Origin of the sequence: Nocardia sp. NPDC050378 (assembly GCF_040655675.1) — a bacterium.
GTDB lineage: Bacteria > Actinomycetota > Actinomycetes > Mycobacteriales > Mycobacteriaceae > Nocardia > Nocardia coubleae.
Window position 1 is genome coordinate 376,160 of the sequence record NZ_JBFAKI010000006.1, and the last position, 22,096, is coordinate 398,255.

The following is a 22,096-nucleotide window of genomic DNA, read 5'->3' on the forward strand; positions in this document are numbered from 1 at the left end:
CCATGCCCATTCATTTTCCGCGACCCACAGAACCGACTTTGGTGGTCGACCGCGAGCCCGTCACCGGCACCTGCCCCGAATGCGCGAGCGCTTCGTTGCGGCGCTACCCCGTCCTCGCCGAGGACGGCTGGTTCGACGTGGTGAAGTGCGCGAATTGCCTCTATTCGGTCTCCCGAGAGCCCGGGCCGAAGCTCGGGGTCGTCGAGTTGCTCTCCGACCGGCTGTAACCGGGCGCAAAGCCCGCTCCGACCGAGTTCGATGATCGATCCCGTTTCGGTACGGCGAAATCCGGATTTCCCAATCGCCAATTGACTGTGGCCGCGCGGCAGCAGATCTTTGGTGAGAGGTTTACAGCACATTTTCAGGGCGGAGTGACTGTGCTCACGACAATGTCGCCCTCCCTTCGAAATAGAACAGGCGGTAACCGTGCGACTCGACAACGCGGCACATTTCTTCATCGGCGGTAACTGGGTGACCGCGGCCTCGGATGCGACGTTCGATGTTGTCTCGCCCTTCTCCGGTGAGCTTGTCGGTACGGTCGCCGCCGGGTCGAAGGCCGACGTCGACGCAGCGGTGACCGCGGCCCGGGAGGCCTTCGACAAGGGGCCCTGGCCCCGCATGACCCTGGGCGAACGTGCCGAAGTGGTTCGTCGCTTCCGGGAGCACCTGGCCGCCGACGCGCCGCGGATCGCGGAGACAGTGACAGCCGAGATGGGGGTGCCGATCGCGCAGACCACGGCGTCACAGGCAGGGGCGGCACTCGCGCTGCTCGATACGAATCTCGAACTGGCCCAACAGTATCCATGGCGCTCTCTGCGCCGCTCGGCGCTTGGCAACGCGCTCGTCGTGCGGCGGGCGATCGGCGTGGTCGCCGCGGTGATCCCGTGGAACGCGCCGATCTCGGTGGCGATGCTCAAGCTCGCTCCCGCACTGCTGGCGGGCTGCACGGTGATCCTCAAGCCCTCGCCGGAAGCTCCGCTGAGTTCCAACCACCTCGCCGCGGCGGCCGCGGCGGCGGGTGTGCCGGACGGCGTGCTGAACATCGTCACCGCCGACCGGGCCGAGAGCGAATACCTTGTCACTCATCCCGGGGTCGACAAGGTGTCGTTCACCGGCTCGACGGCCGCCGGGCGCCGGATCGCGTCGCTGTGCGGCGACGACGTGCGGCGGTACACGTTGGAACTCGGCGGAAAGTCCGCGGCCATCGTGCTGGACGACGCCGACATCGCGTCCACTGCCAAAGCCCTGCGCACCCTCTCCTTCCGCTACAACGGCCAGGCCTGCACCAACAAGACCCGCATCGTCGTACCGCGTTCGATTCACGACGACCTGGTCGAGGCGCTGGCGAGCGAGATCAGCGCTATTCAGGTGGGCGACCCGAGCGATCCTGCCACCGAACTCGGTCCGCTCGTCAGCGATCGGCAGCGCACACGCGTCGAGGGCTACATCCGGGCTGGACTCGACGAGGGAGCCATTCTCACCGTCGGTGGCGGTCGACCCGCCGGACTCGACGCCGGCCAGTTCGTCGAAGCGACGATGTTCACCGGCGTCACCAACGATATGACGATCGCCCGAGAGGAGATCTTCGGTCCGGTCCTCGCGGTCATCGCCGTCGACGACGTGGACGAGGCCGTCGCCGTCGCGAACGACTCGCTCTACGGCCTGTCCGGGGCGGTGTTCAGCGCCGACGACGAGCAGGCGATGCGGGTCGCGCAGCGTCTGGCGACCGGAAGCGTCGAGGTGAACGGGGCGAGCACCGGTTTCCACGCGGCCCTGGGCGGTTTCAAGCACAGCGGCATCGGTCGGGAGGCGGGCCTAGAGGGTTTCGACGCCTTCACCGAGATCACCTCGTTCGGTGTCCCCGCGACGCTGGCCGACGCCCTCGTCTGACCACACCTCGACACGAAAGGACATCGCCATGCCCGCACGACGTCTCACGGGTGGGCACGAGAACACCCTCGACAACCAGATCGAGCCGGCCGGATACGAACTTTCCGACGTCACCCATGTCGTCGTCTCGCATTCGCATTTCGACCAGACCGGCGGCATGTACCTGTTCCCGGACGCTCAGTTCTTCATGTCGGAGGTGGACATTCGCTACGCGATGTGGCCCGACCCCTACTTCCGGGGCTTCTTTCGCGCGGCGGATTTCGAAGCCGTCCGTGACTACGCCTGGAATCCGCTACGTGAGGATCTCGACCTGTTCGGTGACGGGGCCATCGTCCTGTATCAGACGCCTGGACATACACCCGGTGAGATCAGCCTGATGGTCGAGCTCGCGGAGGCCGGCAAGTTCCTCATCACCGGCGACACCGTGCACCTGCGCTCCGGTCTCCAATACGAATGCCCGTGCCCGGTCGACTACAACGGGCACCAAGCGATCACCTCGATCCAGCGCATAAAACAGCTCGCCACCGCCCAGAACGCGCAGATCCGGGGCCTCCACGACCCGGAGGACTGGGCCAAGTTCGCTGCCGCCGGTGCGATTTCGTGAGCGATTCGATGGACATCGTCATCCGCGATCTCGCCACTACCACGGTCGAGATCGCGCGCCACGTCGCCACGGTCGCCGAGACGCCGCCGCAAGCAGAGGACGTCGAGGCGCTACGTCGCTTGCTCCTGGACAACTTCATCGTCTCGTTGTGGGGGATCACCCGGCCCGTGACGACCGAACTCGCGGACTGGACAGCTCGGTTCGCCGGTACCGGCAAAAGTGTTGTGCTCGGGCGTGATTGGACCACCGACCCGTCGATCGCCGCCCTGGTGCACGGCACCGCGGCGCATGCTTTCGAACTCGACGACACCCACAACGCGACCGCCAGCCACCCCGGCTCGGTCATCATGGCGGTCGCGCTCGCGATCGCCGCCGAGGACGATCCACCGGTGGCTCGGGAGCATTTCCTCCAGGCGATCACGGCCGGGTACGAGACGATGGCCTTGCTCGGAGAGGCGGCGGGCGGCATGAGTATCGTGCACCGGGGCTTCCACCCAACCTCCCTACTCGGTACCTACGGGGGCGCGACCACCGCGCTCGTCCTTCGAGCCCTGCGCGCGGGTGATCGAATCGATCCGGTGATGCTCGAGACCACCTGGGGTCATGCGCTGTCGCAGCCCTCCGGTTCCATGCAGTTCTCGGCCGAACCGGAAGGCGGCGAGGTCAAGCGGGTGCACGCGGGGATCGGCGCGCACAACGCGATTCGGGCGGCCGACTTCGCGGCCCTGCCCGCGGTTAGCGCACCACGGCTCGCGCTCGAGGGGACCTACGGCCTGGCGGCGTGCTTCGGTGGGGAACTCACCCCTGTCCGACTCGACAGAGGGCCCGCGATCCACCAGATCAGTCTGAAGCCGTACGCGTGCTGTCGGCTGTTCCACTCCACGATCGACGCGCTTCGTGAGGTGACCGACGGATTCACGATGCCCGCCGACAACATCCGAGGCGTGTTGGTGACCGGCCCCCGACTGATCGCCGAGCAACACCTCACTCGTGCCGACTCGTCGATGACCGCGCAGTACAGCTGCCCCTTCGTGGTGGCAGCGACAATCGTGCACGGCCCTGAGCGGTACGACGCCTACAGCGAGGAAAACCTCGGGAATCTCGCGGTTTCGAGCGTCGTCGCCAAGGTCCGGTTCGAGGTGGACCACGCCATGGAGGCCGAGTTCTATCCTGAACACTTCGCGACCGCGGTACGACTGGAACTGAGCGACGGATCTGTGCGCACGGCACGGGTCGTAGACAGCGTCGGAACAGCCGAACACCCGATGTCGGTCGATCAGATCATCGCCAAAGCCGCCGGTCTCGCCCCCGCCGGGGCCGATGGTTGCGGTGCACGGTTGGCCACCGCGATCTGGCGCGCCGACGCCGATCCGTCGGCGTTCGCGGCGGCCCTTTGGTCCGAGGCCCGGAACCTGGCCGCGGCACGGAATCTCCGTGGTGCGGCTGCGCACGACAGCATTCCGTGATGATGCAATGGCAGGTCGACGTATTCAGTCTGCGACTTTTCCTCGCGGCCGTCGAGGAACGCCAGATCGGACTCGCGGCAGCACGCCAACATATCGCGCCTTCAACCGCCACCAAGCGAATCCAAGCGCTCGAAACGATGGTCGGACTCCCGCTGCTGGAGCGGACACGAACGGGCGTGGTGCCGACCGAGGCGGGCGAAGTGGTGGCCCGATACGCACGGAGCATGCTCGCCGAATTCGACGATCTGCGCTCGGAAATCGCTGCGCTGCACGGCCAGCCGGCGGATCGGCTGGCGGTCGCCGCAGCGCATTCGGTGATCATCGACCTGCTCGCGCCGGCGGTACGGATGTTCATCAACGAGCACCCATTTGTCGAACTGATGCTGCATGAAGTGGACAACCATGAGGTCGTCCGCCAAATCGAAGCTGAAGAATGCGATATCGGTGTCTTCGCCTGTGTCGGAGTACCGAAGTGTTCCGCCGCCGAGATGGATCTCCTTGGCAGCGAACCGCTCGTCGCCGTGCTGCCACGAGAACATCATCTTTCCACTCTGAACTCGGTGCGATTCGGCGAAGTCGCCGCCGAAGGGCTCATCGCGACCCATACGACGGCCGAGATATTTCGCGCACACGGTGCGCGTACCACTGACATTCGGCACGTAGTTCGCACGGGCGAGGTAGCACTCGGCATGGTAAGGGCTGGGCTGGGTGCCACGATCCTCCCACAGGGAATGGTGAGCCAAGCTGCCGATTCCGAAATGTCGGTTCGGGTCCTGGACGAAAGCTGGGCAGTGCGACACATCGTCGTCGCTACTGCGAAGCGGATGCTCAGGGCCCCGATGGTGGCGGCCTTCGCCAGATGCCTGAGCAGCCGGGCATCGTGAGGCGCGAGTTTCGAAAATATCGAAGCTTGCCTGCCATATCGGCAATTGACTGTTGTGACGTGTCACTACATAGTTGGTGGAGGCGCAGATCACAACGCACCGAGATGTGAGTTGGACCGCCACGTCATACGCAGGTTCACGCGCGCACTCTTATATGGGAGGCGGTCGTGCCCGACTCGCGAAAGTATGCAATTGCACATGACCTACGCTATTTCTGTTGTCGTCCTGGCTGCGGTTTTCACGGTCGCCTCCGTCACCCCGGTCAACATGGGAATACTGGCGTTCGCGGCAGCATTCATCGTGGGCGCCTGGGTGTCGGGTATCCCTATCACGGATGTCGTCGACGCGTTTCCATCGGGCACTTTTCTCATCGTCGGTGGAATCACATTGCTGTTCGCGATAGCGAAGGCGAACGGAACTCTTGATTACATCATGAAACGATGTCTCCAGCTCGTGCGCGGGCGACGATGGGCGATCGTGTGGATGTTGTTCGCGCTGTCGGGTCTACTCATGTCATTGGGTGCCGTGCTGGCGGTGGGAATGCTCGCACCCATCGCTATGCCGTTGGCCGCGCGCAACCGCATCAACCCCTTCCTCATGGGCATGATGATCACGCACGGCGGGCTGGCGTGTGTCTTCTCTCCGATCAACCTGTACGGGGCACTCGTCACCGGCATCATGCAGTCCGCGGGGTTGCCGACCAATCCTGGCGCGATCTTCCTGGTGCCGTTCGCGTTGAACGTCGCGATCGGTGTGGTCCTGTTCCTTGTTCTCGGTCGTGACCTGGTCGGCAACGGCACGCAGTGCGATGACGCCCCGGCGCAGGAAGATTCGACCCCTCGGACGGGGACGTTGCGGTCGTTCCCATCGGATGGGTCCGCCCAGACCACCGCGGTGATGGTGAAGACCCCACCAGATTCTGTCGCAGCGGCTCCTCGGCTCGATCGACATCAATGCGCGACGCTGGTCGGAATCGTCCTTCTGGCAGTCGGTTCGATCGGTTTCGGCATCGACATCGGCGTCAGTGCGATCTGCGTGAGCGCGGTGTTGCTCCTGATGGCTCCCACCTCGCATCCGAAGATCATCGACGAGGTGGCTTGGCCTGCGGTAGTCCTGGTCTGCGGCATGCTCACCTATATGGCGGTGCTGACCGAGAACGGAACCCTGAACTTCATCGGCACCTCGGTCACCGCCGCCATCGCGCCGTTGTTCACGGCATTGATCCTCTGCTACGCGGTCGCGATTCTTTCCGCTTTCGCCTCGTCGACCGCGACGATCGGGATCGCCGTGCCGCTCGCGATGCCGTTGCTTCTCGCCGGTGAGATCGGAGTGCTGGGCTTCGTCGCCGCGATCGTCTTTTCGGCGACGGTGGTCGACGTGAGTCCGTTCTCGTTGCACGGAGTCATGATTCTGGCCAATGCGGAAGTCGAGGACAAAGTGGGCTTCCAGCGAAAGATGTTGGCGTACTGTGGAATCGTAGTCCTTCTCGCTCCGCTGATCGTGTGGGCGCTGGTGGTCGTTCCGACCTCGATCTAGCGTGGCGAGAACGAGGCTGATGCCCGGAAGCGTTCACCCAGACGTCTGCCCCGCAGAGGTGATCCTCGTGCGGGGTGAACGTGCTTGTTCGGTCAGATACCCAGGAAATCGTGGTAGCGGAAGGTGATGTCGCCGTCGAGCATCTCGAGGAGTTCGGCGATCACACCGGACTCGTCGCGCCACACGAGGTAGGCCTCGAAATCCGAACGGCTGTCCCACTTCTCGACGAAGAGGATGCGGGCGGGCTCGTCCTGGTTGCGCGCGACCTCGACGTTGATGTTGCCGGGGTAGCTGCGGGTGCCCGGCAGGTTCTTGACGAACCATTCGCGCAGATCATCGAATCGGCCCTCTTTTGCCGTCATGTCGATCGTCACTTGAATAGCCATGAGAATGCAGCCTCCTGTCGAGGAATGGGAACGTTCGGCGGAATTCCGGCAGCGAACGAAAACGACCGTAACCTGCATCACAGGCGATGCCAATTGACGTTTCGGAAATCGACAATTCGAGCGGGGTGAAGAGACGAGCGGAGTGTCCAAGAATCTGGACACTCGTGCGATCCAGATTTCGCTACCGTCGAAGCGGTGCCGCTACGCAACGGGAACATCTGCCTGGCGGACGACCGAACCATTCGAACATTCCCGCCTCGCCGGATTCTCCGGCGACTCGAAACAAAGGTGAGAAATGACTGCCACCCTCCCCGAAACCGCGGCCGTCGACCGTGACGGTGTGCCGCACTACCGGCTTTTCATCGACGGCTCGTGGGTCGATACCGATACTGTGATCCCGGTGATCGATCCGGCCACCGAGGAGGTCGTGGTCACCGTCGCGCAGGCCGACACCAGCCACGTGGACGCGGCGGTCGCCGCCGCCAAGCGGACCCACGATTCCGGTGTATGGCGCAACACCCCGCCTGCCGAGCGTGCCGCCGTGATCGACCGAGTGATCGCCGCACTGAGCGGCAAGATGGATGACCTGGCGGTGTTGAGCGCCAAGGAGACCGGCATGCCGCTGCGACTCGCCGGTGCCATCGGCGTCGGCTTCCCGCTGATGCACCTGGGCCACTATGCGGAGCTGACCCGGACCTACGAGTGGGAGCGCTCGGGACCTGTTGCCGGGCAGGTACTTTCGGCGAGCTTCATCCGCAAGGAGCCGGTCGGCGTGTGCGCGGGCATCGTCCCGTGGAACTTCCCGGCGGTCATCGCTGTGTGGAAATCGATCCCGGCGCTGGCCGCGGGCAACACCGTGGTCCTCAAGACCGACGAGAAGACCCCGATCTTCGCCCTCGAGCTGGCCCAACTGCTGAAGGAAGCCGGACTGCCCGACGGCGCGCTCAATGTGGTCGTCGGTGACGGCCCGACCGTCGGTGCCCACCTGGTGAAGCATCCCGACGTGCGACTGGTGTCGTTCACCGGCTCCACCGCCACCGGTCGTCAGGTGATGGCCGACGCCTCGGGCACCGTCAAGCGTGTGCTGCTCGAACTCGGCGGCAAGGGCCCGAACATCGTGCTCGACGACGCCGATCTGACCGCGGCGGTAGACGGTTCGATCTATGCCTTCCTGCTGCACGCGGGTCAGGCGTGTGAGTCCGGCACCCGGCTGCTGCTGCCCGCCTCGATCCACGACGAGTTCGTCGCCCGGCTGGTCGAGCGGTTGAAGACCCTGAAGATCGGCAGCCCGCTGGATCCGGCCACCGACATCGGCGCGGTGATGAACAAGACCCAGCACGAGCGGATCCTCGGCTACATCGAGAAGGGCAAAGCCGAGGGCGCGACCGTCGTCGCCGGCGGTGGCGTGCCGACCGGACCGGGTTTCGAGAAGGGCTACTGGGTGGAGCCGACGGTGTTCACCGGCGTCACCAACGACATGACCATCGCCCGCGAGGAGATCTTCGGCCCTGTGCTCTCGGTGCTGAAGTACGAGTCGGAGGACGAGGCGATCAAGATCGCCAACGACACCGAGTACGGCTTGGCCGCCGCCGTGTGGAGCAGCGACAACCAGCGCGCGCTCGAGGTGGCCCGCCGGATCGAGGCCGGCTCGGTGTGGATCAACGACTACCACAACATCTCTCAGTACCTGCCCTTCGGCGGATTCAAGCAGTCGGGCACCGGCCGTGAGCTCGGTCCCGACGCTCTGAACGAGTTCACCCAGGACAAGAGCATCACCCTCGATCTGTCCGGTGACGTCAGCCGTCGTGCCTACGGTCTGGTGCTCGGCACCCCGCCCTCGGCTCGGTCGTGACAGCGGAAACGGTGGTTCGGTCGGCGCTCGGGACCGACGCCGGGCACCTGCTCATCGACGGTGAGTGGGTGCCCGCCGCGGCGGGTTCGACGTTCGATGTCGTCGATCCAGGTACCGAGGAAGTCGTCGGCCGGGTCGCCGAGGCGGGGGCCGCAGATGTCGATGCCGCGGTCGCCGCGGCGCGGCGCGCTTTCGACGAGGAACGGTGGCTGCGTTTGTCGTCGGCGCAGCGCGGTGTGGTGCTGTGGCGGGTGGCCGATCTGCTCGAGGCGAAGTCCGTGGAGATGGCGCGACTGGAGAGTCTCGACGTGGGAATGCCTGTCTCCCAGGCGACACTGATGGTGGCCGAGGCGATCAACCAGTTCCGCTACTACGCGGGCTGGGCGGACAAGATCCAAGGCACCACCATCGACATCGGGACCGCGGAACGTCGGCTGCAGGGTGCCACCTACCGCGAACCTGTCGGCGTCGTGGCGATGATCGTGCCCTGGAACGCACCGCTGATCGCCATGTCGATGAAGCTGGCGCCCGCGCTGGCGGCCGGGTGCACGTGTGTACTCAAGCCCTCGGAGGAAGCCCCGCTTTCCGCGCTGGCCCTCAGCCGGATACTGCTCGAGGCGGGCGTTCCGGCCGGTGTGGTCAACATCGTCACCGGTTTCGGGACGACGGGCGCGGCGATGGCCGAGCATCCCGGCGTCGACAAGATCAGCTTCACCGGCTCCACCGCGGTTGGTCGCAAGATCGTCGCCGCGGCCACCGGCAACCTGAAGCGCGTGTCGCTGGAACTGGGCGGCAAGTCGCCGGTGATCGTGCTGCCCGATGCCGACATCGCGGCCGCTGCGGCGGGTATCGCGATCGGCGTGTTCTGGAACTCGGGCCAGATCTGCACCTCCGGCACGCGATTGTTCGCCCACGCCGACATCTACGAGGAGCTGGTCGAAGGCATTGCCCAGCAGGGACGGTCCATGAAGGTCGGCTACGGCACCGACCCGGACGCGCTGCTCGGCCCGCTGATCTCCCAGCGTCAACTCGACCGGGTAGCGGGATACGTCGAAGACGGCAGGGCGGCGGGCGCGCGGATCGTCAGCGGCGGCGAGCGATTGGCCGGACGCGGCTTCTACTACGCGCCGACCGTCGTCGCCGACGCGACACCGGACATGCGGATCGTCCGTGAGGAGATCTTCGGTCCGGTGCTCGCGGCCATGTCGTTCACCGATCTCGACGCCGCGATCGCCTCGGCCAACGACACCGAATACGGTCTGGCGGGCAGTGTCTGGACGCGCGATGTCGCCTTGGCTCATCGCATCGCCCGGCGGCTGCGCGGTGGTCGCATCGGCGTGAACATTCACCGCGCCGGTGGCGTCCAGATGCCGGTCGGCGGCTTCAAACAGTCCGGGTGGGGCAGAGAGAACGGCCCCGACGCGCTCGCGGAATATCTCGAGACCAAATCGGTCGTCACGCTGCTCGACCGCTGATCGCACAACGAACTACCTCGATCCCGACTCCCGAAAGTTCGATCAACTATGACAAGTCCCAACGACGGTCTGGAGCAGAAGATCCAGTGGGTCGTCGACCTCGAACAGATCAAGATACTGATGGCGAAGTACTGCCACGGCATCGATCAGAAGGACGAACAGACCTTCATGAGCATCTGGTCCGAGGATGCCGACTATCTGCTTCCGCGCGGTGTGGGGCACGGAATCGACGGGGTTCGGGAACTGGTGCGCAAGGTGTGGCGGGAAGTTCCGCAGTGCCATCACCACATCACCAATCCGGTGATCGATATCCAGGGTGAAAAGGCGACAGCGGCTACCGACGTCTTCTACTTCCGGCTCACCGCCGACGGCACCCGCGTACTGCTCTCCGGCACTTACGCTTTCGAGTTCGTCAAACGTGACGGGCGATGGCAGACCCGAAGCTTGAAATTCGCGAGTTTCGTCGCGGACAGTCCGGTCTTCGGATAACGCGAACTGCTCTACAGCCCTAGGAGGCTCTGCGATAACTATCGCAGGGCCTCCTTCGTGTACGAGCCCGGATCCGCCCGTCGATGAATGCCGATCGGCGGTCATGCGGAGTTTTCGGGCATATTCGGACTGTCCAACTTCTTGGACAGATTTCGACGGCGAACGACCGTAATCTCTCGGAATCGGCCTGGCGTCGAGAGATTTGGGCTGATATGGATCGGCAAGAACGGATATTCGTTCAGCCGCTGAGAGATGGGTTACCACACATGAGCACGACTTCCGAGGCGGACAAGATCGCCGAAGCGTCGATGGCGGTCGTCGATCGGCACATCGCCGCGATGGGTACGCGCGACATCGACACGATCGCCGCTGACTACTCCGAGGACACCGTCATCATCACCACACTGGCACCGGGGCCCCTGATCGGAAAGGCTGCGATGAAGGACTTTCTGGCGACCCTGATGGCTGCCGGAGCCGAAGAGCTCGACACGGCAGCGGCCCCGACGTTCACGCGCAAGGAGGCGGTCGGCGAGTACGTGTATCTCGCCTTCGATCTGGGCAACGGTAAGACCGGGACCGAGACCTACCACGTCAAGAACGATCGAGTCGTGTTCGAGACCGCGACCTTCTGAGTGTGGTCGGTGCATCGGCGCCGCCCGGCGTCGATGCTCGATCACGCTCGGAGGGCCGTGTATTCGGCGTGATGGTCGCGAATCACCAGGGCCGAGCGCAGGTTCCAGAGACCCGTGGGGTCGGTGGTATCGAATCCGGTGAGCCGGAAGATGCGCTTGAGCCGGTAGTCGACGCTGTTGGGGTGCAGATGCAATAGGCGGGCGGTGCGACGGCGGTCGAGACCGGTTCCCACATAGGTGCGCAGCGTCTCGATCAGATCGGGGTGGTCTTCGAGTGGGTCGAGCAGGGTGGACAGGGCGTCCCGGCCGGGGCCGGGGCGGGTGAGCTGGTATTCGACCGCGATATCGCTGAAGCGGTGCAGCCGCTCGGTCATGCCGAGCCGGGTGACCACGTCCAGGGCGGCGTGCACCTGCTCGGCGACCGCGGGCACTTCGTCGGTCGGCGCGCACATCGTCACAGCGGTGGGAATGTTGCCCTCGGCGGTGCGCAGAGCCTCGATGAAGCCGGCGAGCGCCGTGAACTCGCCGAACGCGGTCTCGGGGACGAGGACCGTCGCGCCGGATTGCCCGAGCAGTGCGAGCGCACTCGGGCCGAAGCGCCGACGCAGCTCCGAATACAGCCGTACCACAATAGGTTCGGCCAGGCTACGTGGTGCGTCGTGAGGTCTGCCGCGCCGTGCGGGCAGATGGACGGCGATGATCGCGTAGGCGTCGGCGACGGTTATCTGGTTGCACTGTCCGAGCACTTTGGACGAATCGCCGCGCAGCAGTGCGGCGGCGACTTCTTGCGCGGCTTCGACGCTGTCGTGCGTCGGATGGCCCGCTCGGCCGTACACGCGTGCGACGATCCCGGTGGCCACGCGCACCGTCCGTAATACCTGTCCGGAACCGGCGGCGAGGGGAGAGGTCGCGGGCGCGGCGTCGACGACCAGTTCGATGGCGCCGATGACGATCGACAACGTGGTGTCGAGATCGACACCCAATCGGACACACGTGGTGGTGGCGCGTTCCAGACCTGCCACCGCCTCGGCGTCGTCGCTGAGCTTGCCTGCCCAGGCGAATGATCGGGTGGCCAGGACGAGTAGCTGTTCACGCACCTCGCCCGAGGCGCTGTGTGTAGTCACTGCGGAGTCGACCATCCGGGTGATTGTCTGGTTCACCTCGTGAACTCCCATCCTGCGTTCTTCGGCCCGGCACGCTGGAGCTTGCCGGGTGTTCGCCCGGGTGAGGGGCGACGTTCGGCGAGCCTAAGCGGGCATCCCATCACGCGGTGTCCAGCAATTTGGACACCTCGACTGGACGATTGCTCAGATCTTTGGTGTCACGCCTGGGGTTGATGTCGCATATGAGGCATAATGCGTGAACAGGCGACCGAAAGGACCCCGATGGAAACCACCCTGCAGCGTTTGCCTCGCAGCGCGAACAAGCAGCGTCATCAGCTGTCGGAGGACGTCGCGACCTACGTCCGGGAACTGATCATCTCGGGCCGGGTGCGCCCGGGCGAGTTCCTGCGGATCGAGCCGATCGCCGAGGCCGTCGGTGTCAGCAACACGCCGGTGCGCGAAGGTCTCCTGCTGCTCAGCGGCGAAGGTTTCGTCGAGTTGGTGCCGCGACGCGGATTCATGGTGTCGGATTTCAGCAAACAAGATGTGCGCGACCTGTTCTGGGCGCAGGCGACGATGGCCGGTGAGCTGGCGAGCCGAGCCGCGAAGTCGATCTCCGCCCGCGAACTCGACCATCTCGCGGGCGTGGTCGAAGCACACGCGCGGGCCGCCGAGCAGGGTTCCGACGACGCGCTCGTCACCTATGGTCACGAGTTCCACCGCTCGATCAACCTGGCGGCGGACTCACGCCGGTTGGCCATGCTGCTGGCGACGGTCGTCAAGCAGTTGCCGAATCGCTTCTACATCAACATCGAGGGACACGGCGAGGACACGTTGCGGGATCACCCGTTGATCCTCGAAGCGCTGCAGAAGCGCCGTCCCAAGGCCGCCAATACCCTGATGCGCGACCACATCATGTCCAGCGCCGACGAGTTGATCGCCATGCTGGAGAAGCAGGGTCTCTGGGCCGAGCCGGCCCGTAAGTCCACGGCCTGACCGGCCGGTCTCGACCGACCCGGCGAGCCTCGCTCACCCACGTAGTGACCGTCGGTCAATCTGCCGATGCAGAATATAGTATATATTTGACTGCGTTACGTGCGTCACAGCGGTGAGAGGGCCTTTCAATGACCAAGTCGGTTTGGGCAGGCGTGCTGCCTGCACACCCCGAAGCGTCCTATATCGATGGCAACTGGGTGCGGGTGTCGTCGTCGGAGACTTTCGAGGTCGTCAACTGCAGCACCGAGGAGGTCGTCACCGCTGTCGGCGCGGCGACCGTCGAGGACGTGGATATCGCGGTGATGGCCGCGCGCAAAGCCTTCGACACCGGCCCGTGGCCGTTGATGTCGCCGACCGAGCGCGCCGGTTACCTGCGCGCGATCGCCGCCGAACTGACCAAGCGGGGCGATGATTTCGCCCGGCTCTGGTCGATCGAATCGGGCATCGTGTATTCGCTGGCCAAGACCCGCCTTCCGCTGTTCCTGTCCGGCGCGTTCAACGCCTATGCCGATCTGGCCGAGGAGTTCCCGTTCCGGGAGGCGCACACACCCGCCGCGGGTGGTGCCGGTCTGCTGGTGCGCGAACCGGTCGGTGTCGTCGCGGCGATCGTGCCCTGGAACGGTCCGGCCGGCCTGCTGGCCTATAAGTGCGCGCCCGCCCTGCTCGCCGGCTGTTCGATCGTGTTGAAGCCACCGCAGGAGGCGCCGACATCGGCGTATCTGTTCGCCGAGATCTGCGACCGGGTCGGGCTGCCGCCCGGGGTGGTCAATGTGGTGACCGCCGACCGGCAGGTGTCGGAAACGCTGGTCCGACACCCCGGCGTCGACAAAGTGACCTTCACCGGTTCCACGGTGGCAGGCCGCACGATCGGTGCGATCTGTGCTGACCGAATGGCGCGCTGCACTCTCGAACTCGGCGGCAAGTCACCTGCTCTCGTGCTCGACGACTACGACATCGGCACGGCGGCGAAGGTGCTCGCCGGGGGCATCAGCTACCTGGCCGGGCAGGTCTGTCACAGCTTGACGCGCGTCATCGTTTCCGAGAAGCGCCACGACGAACTCGCCGACGCGCTGGGCGCGGCGATGAGCGCGATCCGGGTGGGCGACCCGTTCGACGAGAGCGTGAGCATGGGGCCGCTGGCGTCGGCGCGGCAGCGCGAACGCGTCGAAAGCTTTATCGCCGTGGGAAAAGCCGACGGCGCGCGCCTGGTGACCGGCGGGGGCCGACCGGCCGGGCTCGAGCGTGGCTTCTTCGTGGAGCCGACGGTTTTCGCCGGTGTCGACAATCGCTCGGTGATCGCGACCGAGGAGATCTTCGGGCCGGTCCTGGCCGTCATCGCGGCGAAGGACGAAGACGACGCCGTCGCGCTGGCCAACGACAATCCGTACGGTCTGAACGCCTCGGTGTTCACCGAGGACACCGACCGCGCCTACCGCGTGGCGCGCAAACTGCGCACCGGCACGGTCGGCCAGAACGGTCCGCGTACCGATTTCTCGATCGCATTCGGCGGTTTCAAACTGTCGGGCGTCGGTCGCGAAGGCGGTTCGGAAGGTCTGCTGCCGTTCTTGGAAACCAAGACGCTGGTACTCGAGAAGGAGCCGACCGATATACCCGGTCTCGGCAACTGATCTGTATCGACATTTCACCGGGAAGGGCCCCGTCGACTTCGGTCGGCGGGGCCCTTTGTGCAGTTCGTCGAAATACGGAAATTGTGCTGACCGAAAATTATCTACTGTCCACATTCTTGGACATCACGTGCAGGGAAGCGTGGCTAGCGTTTGTCGCGAAAAGGGTGGTGCACGAAAAATTCCGCCCGATTCGTTCCTGGCGCAGATCGCGCGTGTTCTATGCGGTCGGCGAGCAGCGGTGCTCGTCGACCGGTCGGAGGTTGCACACATGTTCTCTACCCAGCGTTTTCGGTCCCGGCGCGCGGCCGCCGGGTTCGCTGTGACTCTCGCACTCGCCTCGGGCGGCTGGCTCGATTCCGCGGTCGCCCTGGCTGATCCGGGTGCCAGGTTTCTGGTGATCAGCGGTGCGGCATCGTCGAATATCAGTGTGCTCGGTCTCGACGAGGCAGGCAGGTTGTCGACCGTACCCGGCTCACCCTTTCCGTCCGGGACCGGTTCACTGGCGGTGACGGTGACACCCGATGGGCGCCACGTCTATTCGACCAATACGGTGTCGGGCACTGTGAACGGATTCCGCCTCGGCGGCGACGGCGTTCTCACCCCGATTCCCGAGGCGAACCTCGAGCTGGGCGGTCCCGGTGTGGGCGCCGTGGTCGCACCCGACGGGAAACGCCTGTTCGTGACGAGCGGTTCGGTGACCAACGAGATCCGCACCTATTCGATCACCACCACCGGTGGCCTGGTTTTCACCGGTGCGGTGCGGATACCCGGCGTGAGTGCCCTCAATCAGCTCGCGATCGCCCCGGACGGCCGTTTCGTTTTCGCCGTCGGCTGGCTGCAGGCGACGGCGTTCAGTTTCGCCGTGGGGGCCGACGGTGGGCTGACCCTGGTCGATTCCGTCGGGGCGGGTTTGATGTCGACCCTGCCCGGCGTGACGCCGGACGGGCGGTTCCTGTACGTCAGCAATGAAGCCGCCGGCGATATCTCGGGCTATGCGATCGGCGCCGACGGAAAGCTGACCCCCGTGCCGGGGTCGCCCTTCCGCACCGGGCTGATGCCGTTGCCGCACGGTGCGGTCTTCACCGCCGACAGCCGCCGGATGTACATGGCCGAGGCGATGGCGGGCCAGATCGGCGGGTTCCAGATCGCGGAAGACGGGTCGCTGAGCCCGCTGCCCGGGTCGCCGTACCCGGCGCCGGCGGGCACACTGCCGGGCCGCGTGGTGGTCGACTCGGACACACAACGAGTCTTTCTCATCGACACTCTCACGGTCGGTATCACCGCGCGCGTGCATCCGTATGCGATGGCACCCGACGGGCGGCTCACGCCGACGGGGGAGCAGTCCGTCGACACGGGGCTGATCTTCGCCGACGGAGCCAACGCGGTACTGGCCGAGCAGAGATGATATTACATATATTATATTGAAGACACTCGCACAGCTGCCAAGGGAGGCACACGATGAAACCGTACCGCTCGATGCTCTTCGTCCCCGGTCACAAGGGTTCCTGGGCAGACAAGGGCGTCGCCTCCGGGGCCGACGCGCTGATCCTCGACCTCGAGGACTCGGTGCCCGCCTCGGACAAGATCGAGGCGCGTGGCACGGTCGCGGCGACGATCGACCGGCTCACGGCCGAAGGCGTGCGCCCCGACCTGTGGGTGCGGGCCAACCCGGAGGTGAGTGGCCTGCTCGGAGGTGACCTGGAAGCCATCGTGCGGCCGGGGCTGGCCGGGCTGTTCCTGGCCAAGGTGTTCACCGCCGACGAGATCGTGCGCCTGGACGCGGTACTGAGCCACATCGAACAGCGTGAGGGCATCGAGGTCGGCACCGTGCAGCTGATCGTGTCCTTCGAGACGGCGGTGTCGATGGCCCACTGCGAGGAGATCGCGGGCGCGAGCCCCCGGGTGGCCTCCCTGCTCGGCGCCACCGGCCCCAACGCCGACGTGGGCCGCGAGCTCGGCTTCGAGTTCACCCCCGGTGGCCTGGAGACGCTGTACTTGCGCAGCCGGATCATCCTGGCCGCGCGCGCGAACGGACTGCACCACCCGGTGACCGGCGTATGGCAGGACATCAAGGACCTCGAGGGCGCACGTCGCTTCTGCCTGGACAACCGTCAGCTCGGCTACCGCGGTCTGGTGGCGATCCACCCCTCGCACGTGGCGATCGCCAACGAGGTGTTCTCGCCGTCGCCGGAAACCGTCGACTACTGCAGGCGCATGATCGCGGCCTTCAACGAGGCCGAAGCCGCCGGTAGCGCGGCGGTCGACTTCGAAGGCCAGCACATCGATCTGGCCCATGTGAAGACGGCGGAGGGTGTCATCGCCTTGGCCGATGCCGTGGCGGCCAACGCGTAAGTACAACGAAAAGCGGGGGTGGCCGTGGCCACCCCCGCTTTTGCGTCTGTCCGATCAGCTCACGATCAGCAGCACCGTCTCCGCGACACAGGCGGGCTTGGCCTCACCGCCGTCGAGTACGTACTTCGCCGTCACGGCGGCACCGGCAGGGGTCTCGGTGACATCGGTGATCGTGACCGTGGCCCGCAGATTCGACCCGACGCGCAGCGGCGCGGGGAAGCGAACCTTGTTGACGCCGTAGTTCACTCGTGCCGAACCGAATCCGAAGTCCAGGAGTTCGGGCCGGAAGTGCGAGATCAGCGACAGCGTGAGATACCCGTGGGCGATGGTGGTGCCGTAGGGCCCGGCGGCGGCGCGCGCCGGGTCGACATGGATCCACTGCTCGTCATCGGTGACGACGGCGAACGCGGAGATCCGCGTCTGGTCGACGAGGAACGGTTCACTCGGCCCGATCGGTTCGCCCACGGCGGCGCGGACCTCGTCGAGGGTGGTGAAAACGCGGGGCACGGTGTCTCCTGGCTAATCGGTGGTGAGGTCGACGGTGGCATTCGGACCGGCGGATTCCCCACCGGGACCGAACAACTCGAGTGCGACGCCGTCGGGTACCTCGGTGGCGAGCAGGCGGGCGCGCTGCCCACAGAACAGCGGGGCCCGACCACGGTGACGCAGCTCCCGCACAGGCGCCCCGTCCATCAGACGATGGATCTCGGCTAGCGCGATCGCCTGCAAGGGCCCGTGGACGACCAGCCCGGGGTACCCCTCCACGCCGGTGGCGTAGGGCCAGTCGTAGTGGATTCGGTGCGCGTTCGCGGTGGCCGCCGAGAACCGGGCCAGCAGTGCGGGGTCGGTGCGCAGATCCCACGCGTTGTCCGAGGATCGGTGCAGTGGGGAACCGGGCACGGTGTCCTCGGCTCGCGGCGGTTGCGCGGCGCGGGCCGGGGCGGGCGCGGCCTCCCGGTAGATCAGGTTCTGCGATTCCTCGATCGCGAGTTCCCCGGTATCGCCGAACAATCGGATCTGGACATCGACGACGACCAGGGCGCCGGAGCGGCCGTTCTTCTCCGTCACCGACACCACTTCGGCCTCGCGGCGCACCGTGCCCCCGACGAGAAGCGGCGCGTGGAACCGGATCTCACCCCCGGCGAACATGCGTCGCGGCAGTTCCACGGGGGGCAGGAACGAACCGCGCCGCGGGTGGCCGTCGGGTCCGAGCGCGCCGGATGCGGCCCAGCGCGGCAGCGCCACCCAGTGCCACAGTGGTGGCAGGGCGTCGCCGGGGCACGGCGTGGGGAGACCGTCGTCGAGGAGCGCGGCCAGCGCGGCCACGGGCGCGGGATCGAGGAGCTCGGTGGAGGTCTCGAGGTGGGGTTGCCAGGCAGGGGTGGTGCTCACATGAACCGCCCGCCGGTCACCTCGAGCACCGTGCCCGTCATGTACGAGGACATGTCGGAGGCGAGAAACAGTGCCACCGTGGCGATCTCGTCGATCTCACCGGCGCGGCCGAGCGGGATCTCGGCCATCTTCTGATCCCACACCTTCTGCGGCATGGCCTCGGTCATGGCTGTGCGGATCAGGCCGGGCTGGATGGCGTTGACCCGCACACCCAGGTGCGCGAGCTCTTTCGCGGCGGCCTTCGACAGGCCGATGATGCCGGCCTTGGCCGCGGAGTAGTTGGTCTGGCCGGGCAGGCCGATCTTGCCCGACAACGACGACATGTTGACGATGGCGCCGCTGCCGCGTTCCCGCATCACCGCACCGGCCAGCCGGGTGCCGTTCCAGGTGCCCTTGAGGTGGACGGCGATGACCTGGTCGAACTGGTCCTCGGTCATCTTGCGCATGGTCGCGTCGCGGGTGATGCCGGCGTTGTTGACCATCACGTCGACCGGGGAGAAGGACTCGGCGGCGGCCTCGATCAGCGCTTGGACCTCGTCGGCGACGGTGACGTCGCAACGCACCCCGCGGGCGACGGTCGCACCGCCGAGCTTGTCGGCGGCGGCCTGGGCGGCGGCACCGTCGATGTCACCGATGACGACGCGCGCGCCCTCGGCGACGAATCGTTCGGCGATGGCATAGCCGATGCCCTGGGCGGCGCCGGTGACGACGGCGGTCTTGTCGGCCAGAAGTGGTCCGGTCATGGTTGTTCCTCACTGTCGGTGGTGGCGTCGAGCTGGGCCAGGATGCGGCGGGCGCGGTCGAGCACCGGTTTGTCGACCATGGCACCGTCCACCACGACCACACCGGAGGTGTCGGTGATCGCGGCGAAGATCTTTCGTGCCCAGGCATGTTCGGCCTCGGTCGGGCGAAATGCGGTGGCTACCGGGTCGAGCTGACGCGGATGGATGCAGAGTTTGCCGGTGAAGCCGAGCCGCTTGCTGTAGCGGGCGTCGTCCTCGACCAGGTCGGCGTCGTCGACGACACCGGTGACACCATCGATCGGGCCCGGCAACCCGGCGGCGGCGGAAGCGAGCACCAAGGCGTGTCTGGTACCGGCGAGTGCCTCACGGTCGGTGGGGTCCACCCCGAGTTCGGCGGCCAGATCGAAGGTGCCGACCGCGAGCCGGTCCACGCCCGGAGTGGCCGCGACGGCCCCGGCATGCAACACCCCCGCCGCCGTTTCGACCAACGCGATGAGCAACGGTTGGCTGCTGGCGGCCTTCGGGCGGTAGGGAGCACTCGCTCGTGCTTCGGTGAGCGCATCGATGACACCCTCGAGATTCCCGATGTCGGCTTTGGGTAGTACGACCGCGCAGCGCAGCGGAGCCAGAGCAGCGAGATCGTCTGCGTGCCAGTCGGTTCCGGGCGCGTTGATACGCACCGCGCACTGGTTGCCCGCCTCGATCCAGGCGACGGCGTTGTCGCGGGCAGCCGCCTTGGCATCGGGTGCCACGGCGTCTTCGAGGTCGAGGACGACCAAACCCGGATTCGCCGCGGCGGCCTTGGCGAAGCGTTCGGGCCGGTCGGCCGGGACGAACAGCAGGGTCGACGCGACGCGGATCCGGGTCGCCAGCTCCGTCGTGGTGCCGGTGCTCACGCGCGCTTCTTCGCTTCGCGCACGAGCCCACCACCGATGATCAGGCGCTGGATTTCGCTGGTGCCCTCGTACAGGCGCAGCAGGCGGACATCGCGGTAGATGTGCTCGACGGTCACTTCGCGCATGTACCCGCTGCCGCCGTGGATCTGCACCGCGTTGTCGGCGACCCGGCCGACCATCTCGGTGCAGAACAGCTTGGCCACCGAGGGGGAGATGCGCCGGTCCTCGCCGGAGACGTACTTGGCCGCGGCGTCGCGCACGAGTGCGCGACCCGCCATCACGCTGGTCTGCATGTCGGCGATCATCGCCTGCACGAGTTGGAAGTCCCCGATGGGCGTACCGCCCTGGGTGACGGTGGCGGCATAGGCCACCGACTCGTCGAGCGCGCGCTGGGCAGTGCCGACCGACAGCGCGGCGATGTGCACGCGACCACGCGAGAGCGAGGCCATCGCGGCCTTGTATCCGACATCCTCCGAGCCGCCGACCAAAGCGTCGGCCGGGACTCGGACGTCGGTGAAGGTGACGTCGGCCGTCCAAGCGCCTTCCTGGCCCATCTTCGCGTCTTTGGGTCCGACGATGACGCCCGGCGTATCGGCGGGCACCAGGAACACCGCGATGCCGGGTCCGTCGGGGCCGGGTTCGGCGGTACGCGCGAAGGTGACGAAGAGATCGGCCAGGGGGGCGTTGGTGATGAACCGCTTCTGGCCGTCGATCACCCAGTCGTCGCCGTCGCGGCGGGCGCGGGTCCGCAGCCCGGCGGGATTGGAACCCGCGCCGGGCTCGGTGAGCGCGAAGGAGGCCAGCACCTCGCCCGAGGCGATCCGCTCGAGCCACTGCTTCTTCTGTTCGTCGGTGCCGTAGTTGACCAGCACCTGACCGGCGATGCCGTTGTTGGTGCCGAACAGCGAGCGCAGCGACAGCGAGGTGTAGCCGAACTCCATGGCCAGCTCGACATCCTGGGTGAGGTCGACGCCGAGGCCGCCCCACTGCTGGGGGATGGCATACCCGAACAGGCCCATCTCGGCGGCGGCCTGGCGAATGTCGTCGGGGATCGCGTTGGTCTCCAGGATCTCCTGCTCACGCGGGACCACCTTGGTACGGATGAACGTACGGACGTGAGCCAGGATCGGCTCGAAGTCCTCGGCACTGAGTTCGGACACTCTCGGCTCCTCTGTGGTTGAGGCTGATACTAGATATAATATACAATGATATAATATACGATGAGTCGAACGGTGAGGTAGCATCCGTTCGACACTGTCTAGTACATAATATATTCCGAGAGGACGCGACATGGCTGGCCTGTATTTCGAGGAGTTCGAGCCGGGGATGGTTATCGACCACGTGAACCGTCGCACCGTCACCGAAGCCGACAACACGCTGTTCAGTGTGATGACGCTGAACCTGGCGCCGCTGCATCTGGACGCCGAGTACAGCAAGGACTCCATCTACGGCCAGCGTCTGGTGAACAGCCTGTTCATCCTCGGCCTGGTCTCGGGCATCACCGTGCCCGAGACCACGCAGGGCACCACCCTGGGCAACCTGGGCTTCGAGCAGATCAAGTTCCCCAAGCCGGTGTTCCACGGCGACACCATCCACGTGCAGACCAAGATCGAGAGCAAGCGAGAGTCCAAGAGCCGCAACGACTCCGGCATCGTGACCTTTCGTCATCTCGGGATCAATCAGCGCGACGAGGTGGTCTGTGACGCCGTGCGCGTGGGCCTGATGATGAAGCGTCCGGCCGAGCAGGCCTGATCCACCACACGACGAACCAG

Annotated in this window: 22 protein-coding genes; 15 read left to right on the plus strand and 7 right to left on the minus strand. The window is 65.9% G+C overall.

Annotation, left to right across the window (positions count from 1 at the left end):
- The first annotated feature begins 2 nt into the window (after positions 1–2).
- The 6 genes from AB0I35_RS16985 to AB0I35_RS17010 all read left to right on the plus strand — a co-directional run bounded on the left by AB0I35_RS16985 (position 3) and on the right by AB0I35_RS17010 (position 6,380).
- Positions 3–227: a hypothetical protein gene (locus AB0I35_RS16985; protein ID WP_357396931.1), complete on the plus strand. Its 225-nt coding sequence runs from the start codon at positions 3–5 to the stop codon at positions 225–227.
- A gap of 199 nt (positions 228–426) precedes the next feature.
- Entirely contained in the window at positions 427–1,890 is a 1,464-nt protein-coding gene (locus AB0I35_RS16990) for an aldehyde dehydrogenase (protein WP_357396932.1), read from the plus strand.
- Between the two features lie 28 nt (positions 1,891–1,918).
- Complete coding sequence (locus AB0I35_RS16995) at positions 1,919–2,494, plus strand: N-acyl homoserine lactonase family protein (RefSeq protein ID WP_357396933.1); 576 nt, start codon at positions 1,919–1,921, stop codon at positions 2,492–2,494.
- Positions 2,491–3,960: an MmgE/PrpD family protein gene (locus AB0I35_RS17000; protein WP_357396934.1), complete on the plus strand. Its 1,470-nt coding sequence runs from the start codon at positions 2,491–2,493 to the stop codon at positions 3,958–3,960. Before AB0I35_RS16995 ends, AB0I35_RS17000 begins: the two co-directional genes overlap by 4 nt.
- Positions 3,960–4,844 carry a LysR family transcriptional regulator gene (locus AB0I35_RS17005; protein WP_357396935.1) on the plus strand — a complete coding sequence of 295 codons (885 nt, stop codon included), beginning with the start codon at positions 3,960–3,962 and terminating at the stop codon, positions 4,842–4,844. The genes AB0I35_RS17000 and AB0I35_RS17005 overlap by 1 nt, the downstream gene beginning before the upstream one ends.
- A 198-nt stretch (positions 4,845–5,042) precedes the next feature.
- A complete protein-coding gene (locus tag AB0I35_RS17010) occupies positions 5,043–6,380 on the plus strand; it encodes an SLC13 family permease (protein ID WP_357397020.1) in 1,338 nt (445 codons plus the stop codon).
- A 92-nt stretch (positions 6,381–6,472) separates the two neighbouring features.
- Here the strand turns inward: AB0I35_RS17010 and AB0I35_RS17015 are convergent, their stop codons facing one another.
- Entirely contained in the window at positions 6,473–6,766 is a 294-nt protein-coding gene (locus AB0I35_RS17015) for an antibiotic biosynthesis monooxygenase family protein (RefSeq protein ID WP_357396936.1), read from the minus strand.
- Between the two features lie 295 nt (positions 6,767–7,061).
- Between AB0I35_RS17015 and AB0I35_RS17020 the strand changes: the two genes are divergently transcribed.
- The 4 genes from AB0I35_RS17020 to AB0I35_RS17035 all read left to right on the plus strand — a co-directional run bounded on the left by AB0I35_RS17020 (position 7,062) and on the right by AB0I35_RS17035 (position 11,214).
- A complete protein-coding gene (locus AB0I35_RS17020) occupies positions 7,062–8,618 on the plus strand; it encodes an aldehyde dehydrogenase family protein (protein ID WP_357396937.1) in 1,557 nt (518 codons plus the stop codon).
- Positions 8,615–10,093 carry an aldehyde dehydrogenase family protein gene (locus tag AB0I35_RS17025; protein WP_357396938.1) on the plus strand — a complete coding sequence of 493 codons (1,479 nt, stop codon included), beginning with the start codon at positions 8,615–8,617 and terminating at the stop codon, positions 10,091–10,093. Before AB0I35_RS17020 ends, AB0I35_RS17025 begins: the two co-directional genes overlap by 4 nt.
- Before the next feature lie 48 nt (positions 10,094–10,141).
- Entirely contained in the window at positions 10,142–10,582 is a 441-nt protein-coding gene (locus AB0I35_RS17030; protein WP_357396939.1) for a nuclear transport factor 2 family protein, read from the plus strand.
- Positions 10,583–10,848: 266 nt separating this feature from the next.
- Positions 10,849–11,214, plus strand: coding sequence for a nuclear transport factor 2 family protein (locus AB0I35_RS17035; protein ID WP_357396940.1), 366 nt, complete (start codon positions 10,849–10,851; stop codon positions 11,212–11,214).
- Positions 11,215–11,255: 41 nt separating this feature from the next.
- Here the strand turns inward: AB0I35_RS17035 and AB0I35_RS17040 are convergent, their stop codons facing one another.
- Positions 11,256–12,353: a helix-turn-helix domain-containing protein gene (locus tag AB0I35_RS17040; protein WP_357396941.1), complete on the minus strand. Its 1,098-nt coding sequence runs from the start codon at positions 12,351–12,353 to the stop codon at positions 11,256–11,258.
- 246 nt (positions 12,354–12,599) lie between these two features.
- On the opposite strand from AB0I35_RS17040, the gene AB0I35_RS17045 reads away from it, so the two are divergent.
- The 4 genes from AB0I35_RS17045 (at position 12,600) to AB0I35_RS17060 (ending at position 17,293) form a co-directional block, all read left to right on the plus strand.
- On the plus strand, positions 12,600–13,313 hold the full coding sequence (locus tag AB0I35_RS17045) for a GntR family transcriptional regulator (RefSeq protein WP_357396942.1): 714 nt from the start codon (positions 12,600–12,602) through the stop codon (positions 13,311–13,313).
- 128 nt (positions 13,314–13,441) lie between these two features.
- Entirely contained in the window at positions 13,442–14,941 is a 1,500-nt protein-coding gene (locus AB0I35_RS17050) for an aldehyde dehydrogenase (RefSeq protein WP_357396943.1), read from the plus strand.
- Positions 14,942–15,209: 268 nt separating this feature from the next.
- The gene (locus tag AB0I35_RS17055; RefSeq protein ID WP_357396945.1) at positions 15,210–16,346 is read left to right on the plus strand and encodes a beta-propeller fold lactonase family protein; all 1,137 of its coding nucleotides are present in this window, start codon (positions 15,210–15,212) and stop codon (positions 16,344–16,346) included.
- A 53-nt stretch (positions 16,347–16,399) separates the two neighbouring features.
- The gene (locus AB0I35_RS17060; protein WP_357396946.1) at positions 16,400–17,293 is read left to right on the plus strand and encodes a CoA ester lyase; all 894 of its coding nucleotides are present in this window, start codon (positions 16,400–16,402) and stop codon (positions 17,291–17,293) included.
- 54 nt (positions 17,294–17,347) lie between these two features.
- Here the strand turns inward: AB0I35_RS17060 and AB0I35_RS17065 are convergent, their stop codons facing one another.
- From AB0I35_RS17065 to AB0I35_RS17085, 5 genes are read right to left on the minus strand one after another with little or no spacing between them, the layout of a single operon-like run.
- Positions 17,348–17,800, minus strand: a complete 453-nt coding sequence (locus AB0I35_RS17065) for a MaoC family dehydratase (RefSeq protein ID WP_357396947.1) — start codon at positions 17,798–17,800, stop codon at positions 17,348–17,350.
- Positions 17,801–17,812: 12 nt separating this feature from the next.
- Positions 17,813–18,685 carry a MaoC family dehydratase N-terminal domain-containing protein gene (locus AB0I35_RS17070; protein WP_357396949.1) on the minus strand — a complete coding sequence of 291 codons (873 nt, stop codon included), beginning with the start codon at positions 18,683–18,685 and terminating at the stop codon, positions 17,813–17,815.
- The gene (gene fabG / locus AB0I35_RS17075) at positions 18,682–19,428 is read right to left on the minus strand and encodes a 3-oxoacyl-ACP reductase FabG (RefSeq protein ID WP_357396950.1); all 747 of its coding nucleotides are present in this window, start codon (positions 19,426–19,428) and stop codon (positions 18,682–18,684) included. Before fabG ends, AB0I35_RS17070 begins: the two co-directional genes overlap by 4 nt.
- On the minus strand, positions 19,425–20,324 hold the full coding sequence (locus AB0I35_RS17080) for a CoA ester lyase (protein ID WP_357396951.1): 900 nt from the start codon (positions 20,322–20,324) through the stop codon (positions 19,425–19,427). The genes fabG and AB0I35_RS17080 overlap by 4 nt, the downstream gene beginning before the upstream one ends.
- Entirely contained in the window at positions 20,321–21,568 is a 1,248-nt protein-coding gene (locus AB0I35_RS17085) for an acyl-CoA dehydrogenase family protein (RefSeq protein ID WP_357396953.1), read from the minus strand. Before AB0I35_RS17085 ends, AB0I35_RS17080 begins: the two co-directional genes overlap by 4 nt.
- Positions 21,569–21,614: 46 nt before the next feature.
- On the opposite strand from AB0I35_RS17085, the gene AB0I35_RS17090 reads away from it, so the two are divergent.
- Positions 21,615–22,076, plus strand: a complete 462-nt coding sequence (locus AB0I35_RS17090; protein WP_357396954.1) for a MaoC family dehydratase — start codon at positions 21,615–21,617, stop codon at positions 22,074–22,076.
- The last annotated feature ends 20 nt before the right edge of the window (positions 22,077–22,096 follow it).

Excerpts from the sequence above, each read along its gene's own strand:
- AB0I35_RS16985 (WP_357396931.1), top strand. The coding sequence starts at position 3 with ATGCCCATTCATTTTCCGCGACCCACAGAACCGACTTTGGTGGTCGAC.
- AB0I35_RS17010 (WP_357397020.1), top strand. The coding sequence starts at position 5,043 with ATGACCTACGCTATTTCTGTTGTCGTCCTGGCTGCGGTTTTCACGGTC.
- AB0I35_RS17020 (WP_357396937.1), top strand. The coding sequence starts at position 7,062 with ATGACTGCCACCCTCCCCGAAACCGCGGCCGTCGACCGTGACGGTGTG.
- AB0I35_RS16995 (WP_357396933.1), top strand. The coding sequence starts at position 1,919 with ATGCCCGCACGACGTCTCACGGGTGGGCACGAGAACACCCTCGACAAC.
- AB0I35_RS17055 (WP_357396945.1), top strand. The coding sequence starts at position 15,210 with ATGTTCTCTACCCAGCGTTTTCGGTCCCGGCGCGCGGCCGCCGGGTTC.
- AB0I35_RS17050 (WP_357396943.1), top strand. The coding sequence starts at position 13,442 with ATGACCAAGTCGGTTTGGGCAGGCGTGCTGCCTGCACACCCCGAAGCG.
- AB0I35_RS17015 (WP_357396936.1), bottom strand. The coding sequence starts at position 6,766 with ATGGCTATTCAAGTGACGATCGACATGACGGCAAAAGAGGGCCGATTC.
- AB0I35_RS17005 (WP_357396935.1), top strand. The coding sequence starts at position 3,960 with ATGATGCAATGGCAGGTCGACGTATTCAGTCTGCGACTTTTCCTCGCG.
- AB0I35_RS17035 (WP_357396940.1), top strand. The coding sequence starts at position 10,849 with ATGAGCACGACTTCCGAGGCGGACAAGATCGCCGAAGCGTCGATGGCG.
- AB0I35_RS17085 (WP_357396953.1), bottom strand. The coding sequence starts at position 21,568 with ATGCTACCTCACCGTTCGACTCATCGTATATTATATCATTGTATATTA.
- AB0I35_RS17045 (WP_357396942.1), top strand. The coding sequence starts at position 12,600 with ATGGAAACCACCCTGCAGCGTTTGCCTCGCAGCGCGAACAAGCAGCGT.
- fabG (WP_357396950.1), bottom strand. The coding sequence starts at position 19,428 with ATGACCGGACCACTTCTGGCCGACAAGACCGCCGTCGTCACCGGCGCC.
- AB0I35_RS17060 (WP_357396946.1), top strand. The coding sequence starts at position 16,400 with ATGAAACCGTACCGCTCGATGCTCTTCGTCCCCGGTCACAAGGGTTCC.
- AB0I35_RS17040 (WP_357396941.1), bottom strand. The coding sequence starts at position 12,353 with ATGGTCGACTCCGCAGTGACTACACACAGCGCCTCGGGCGAGGTGCGT.
- AB0I35_RS17030 (WP_357396939.1), top strand. The coding sequence starts at position 10,142 with ATGACAAGTCCCAACGACGGTCTGGAGCAGAAGATCCAGTGGGTCGTC.
- AB0I35_RS17090 (WP_357396954.1), top strand. The coding sequence starts at position 21,615 with ATGGCTGGCCTGTATTTCGAGGAGTTCGAGCCGGGGATGGTTATCGAC.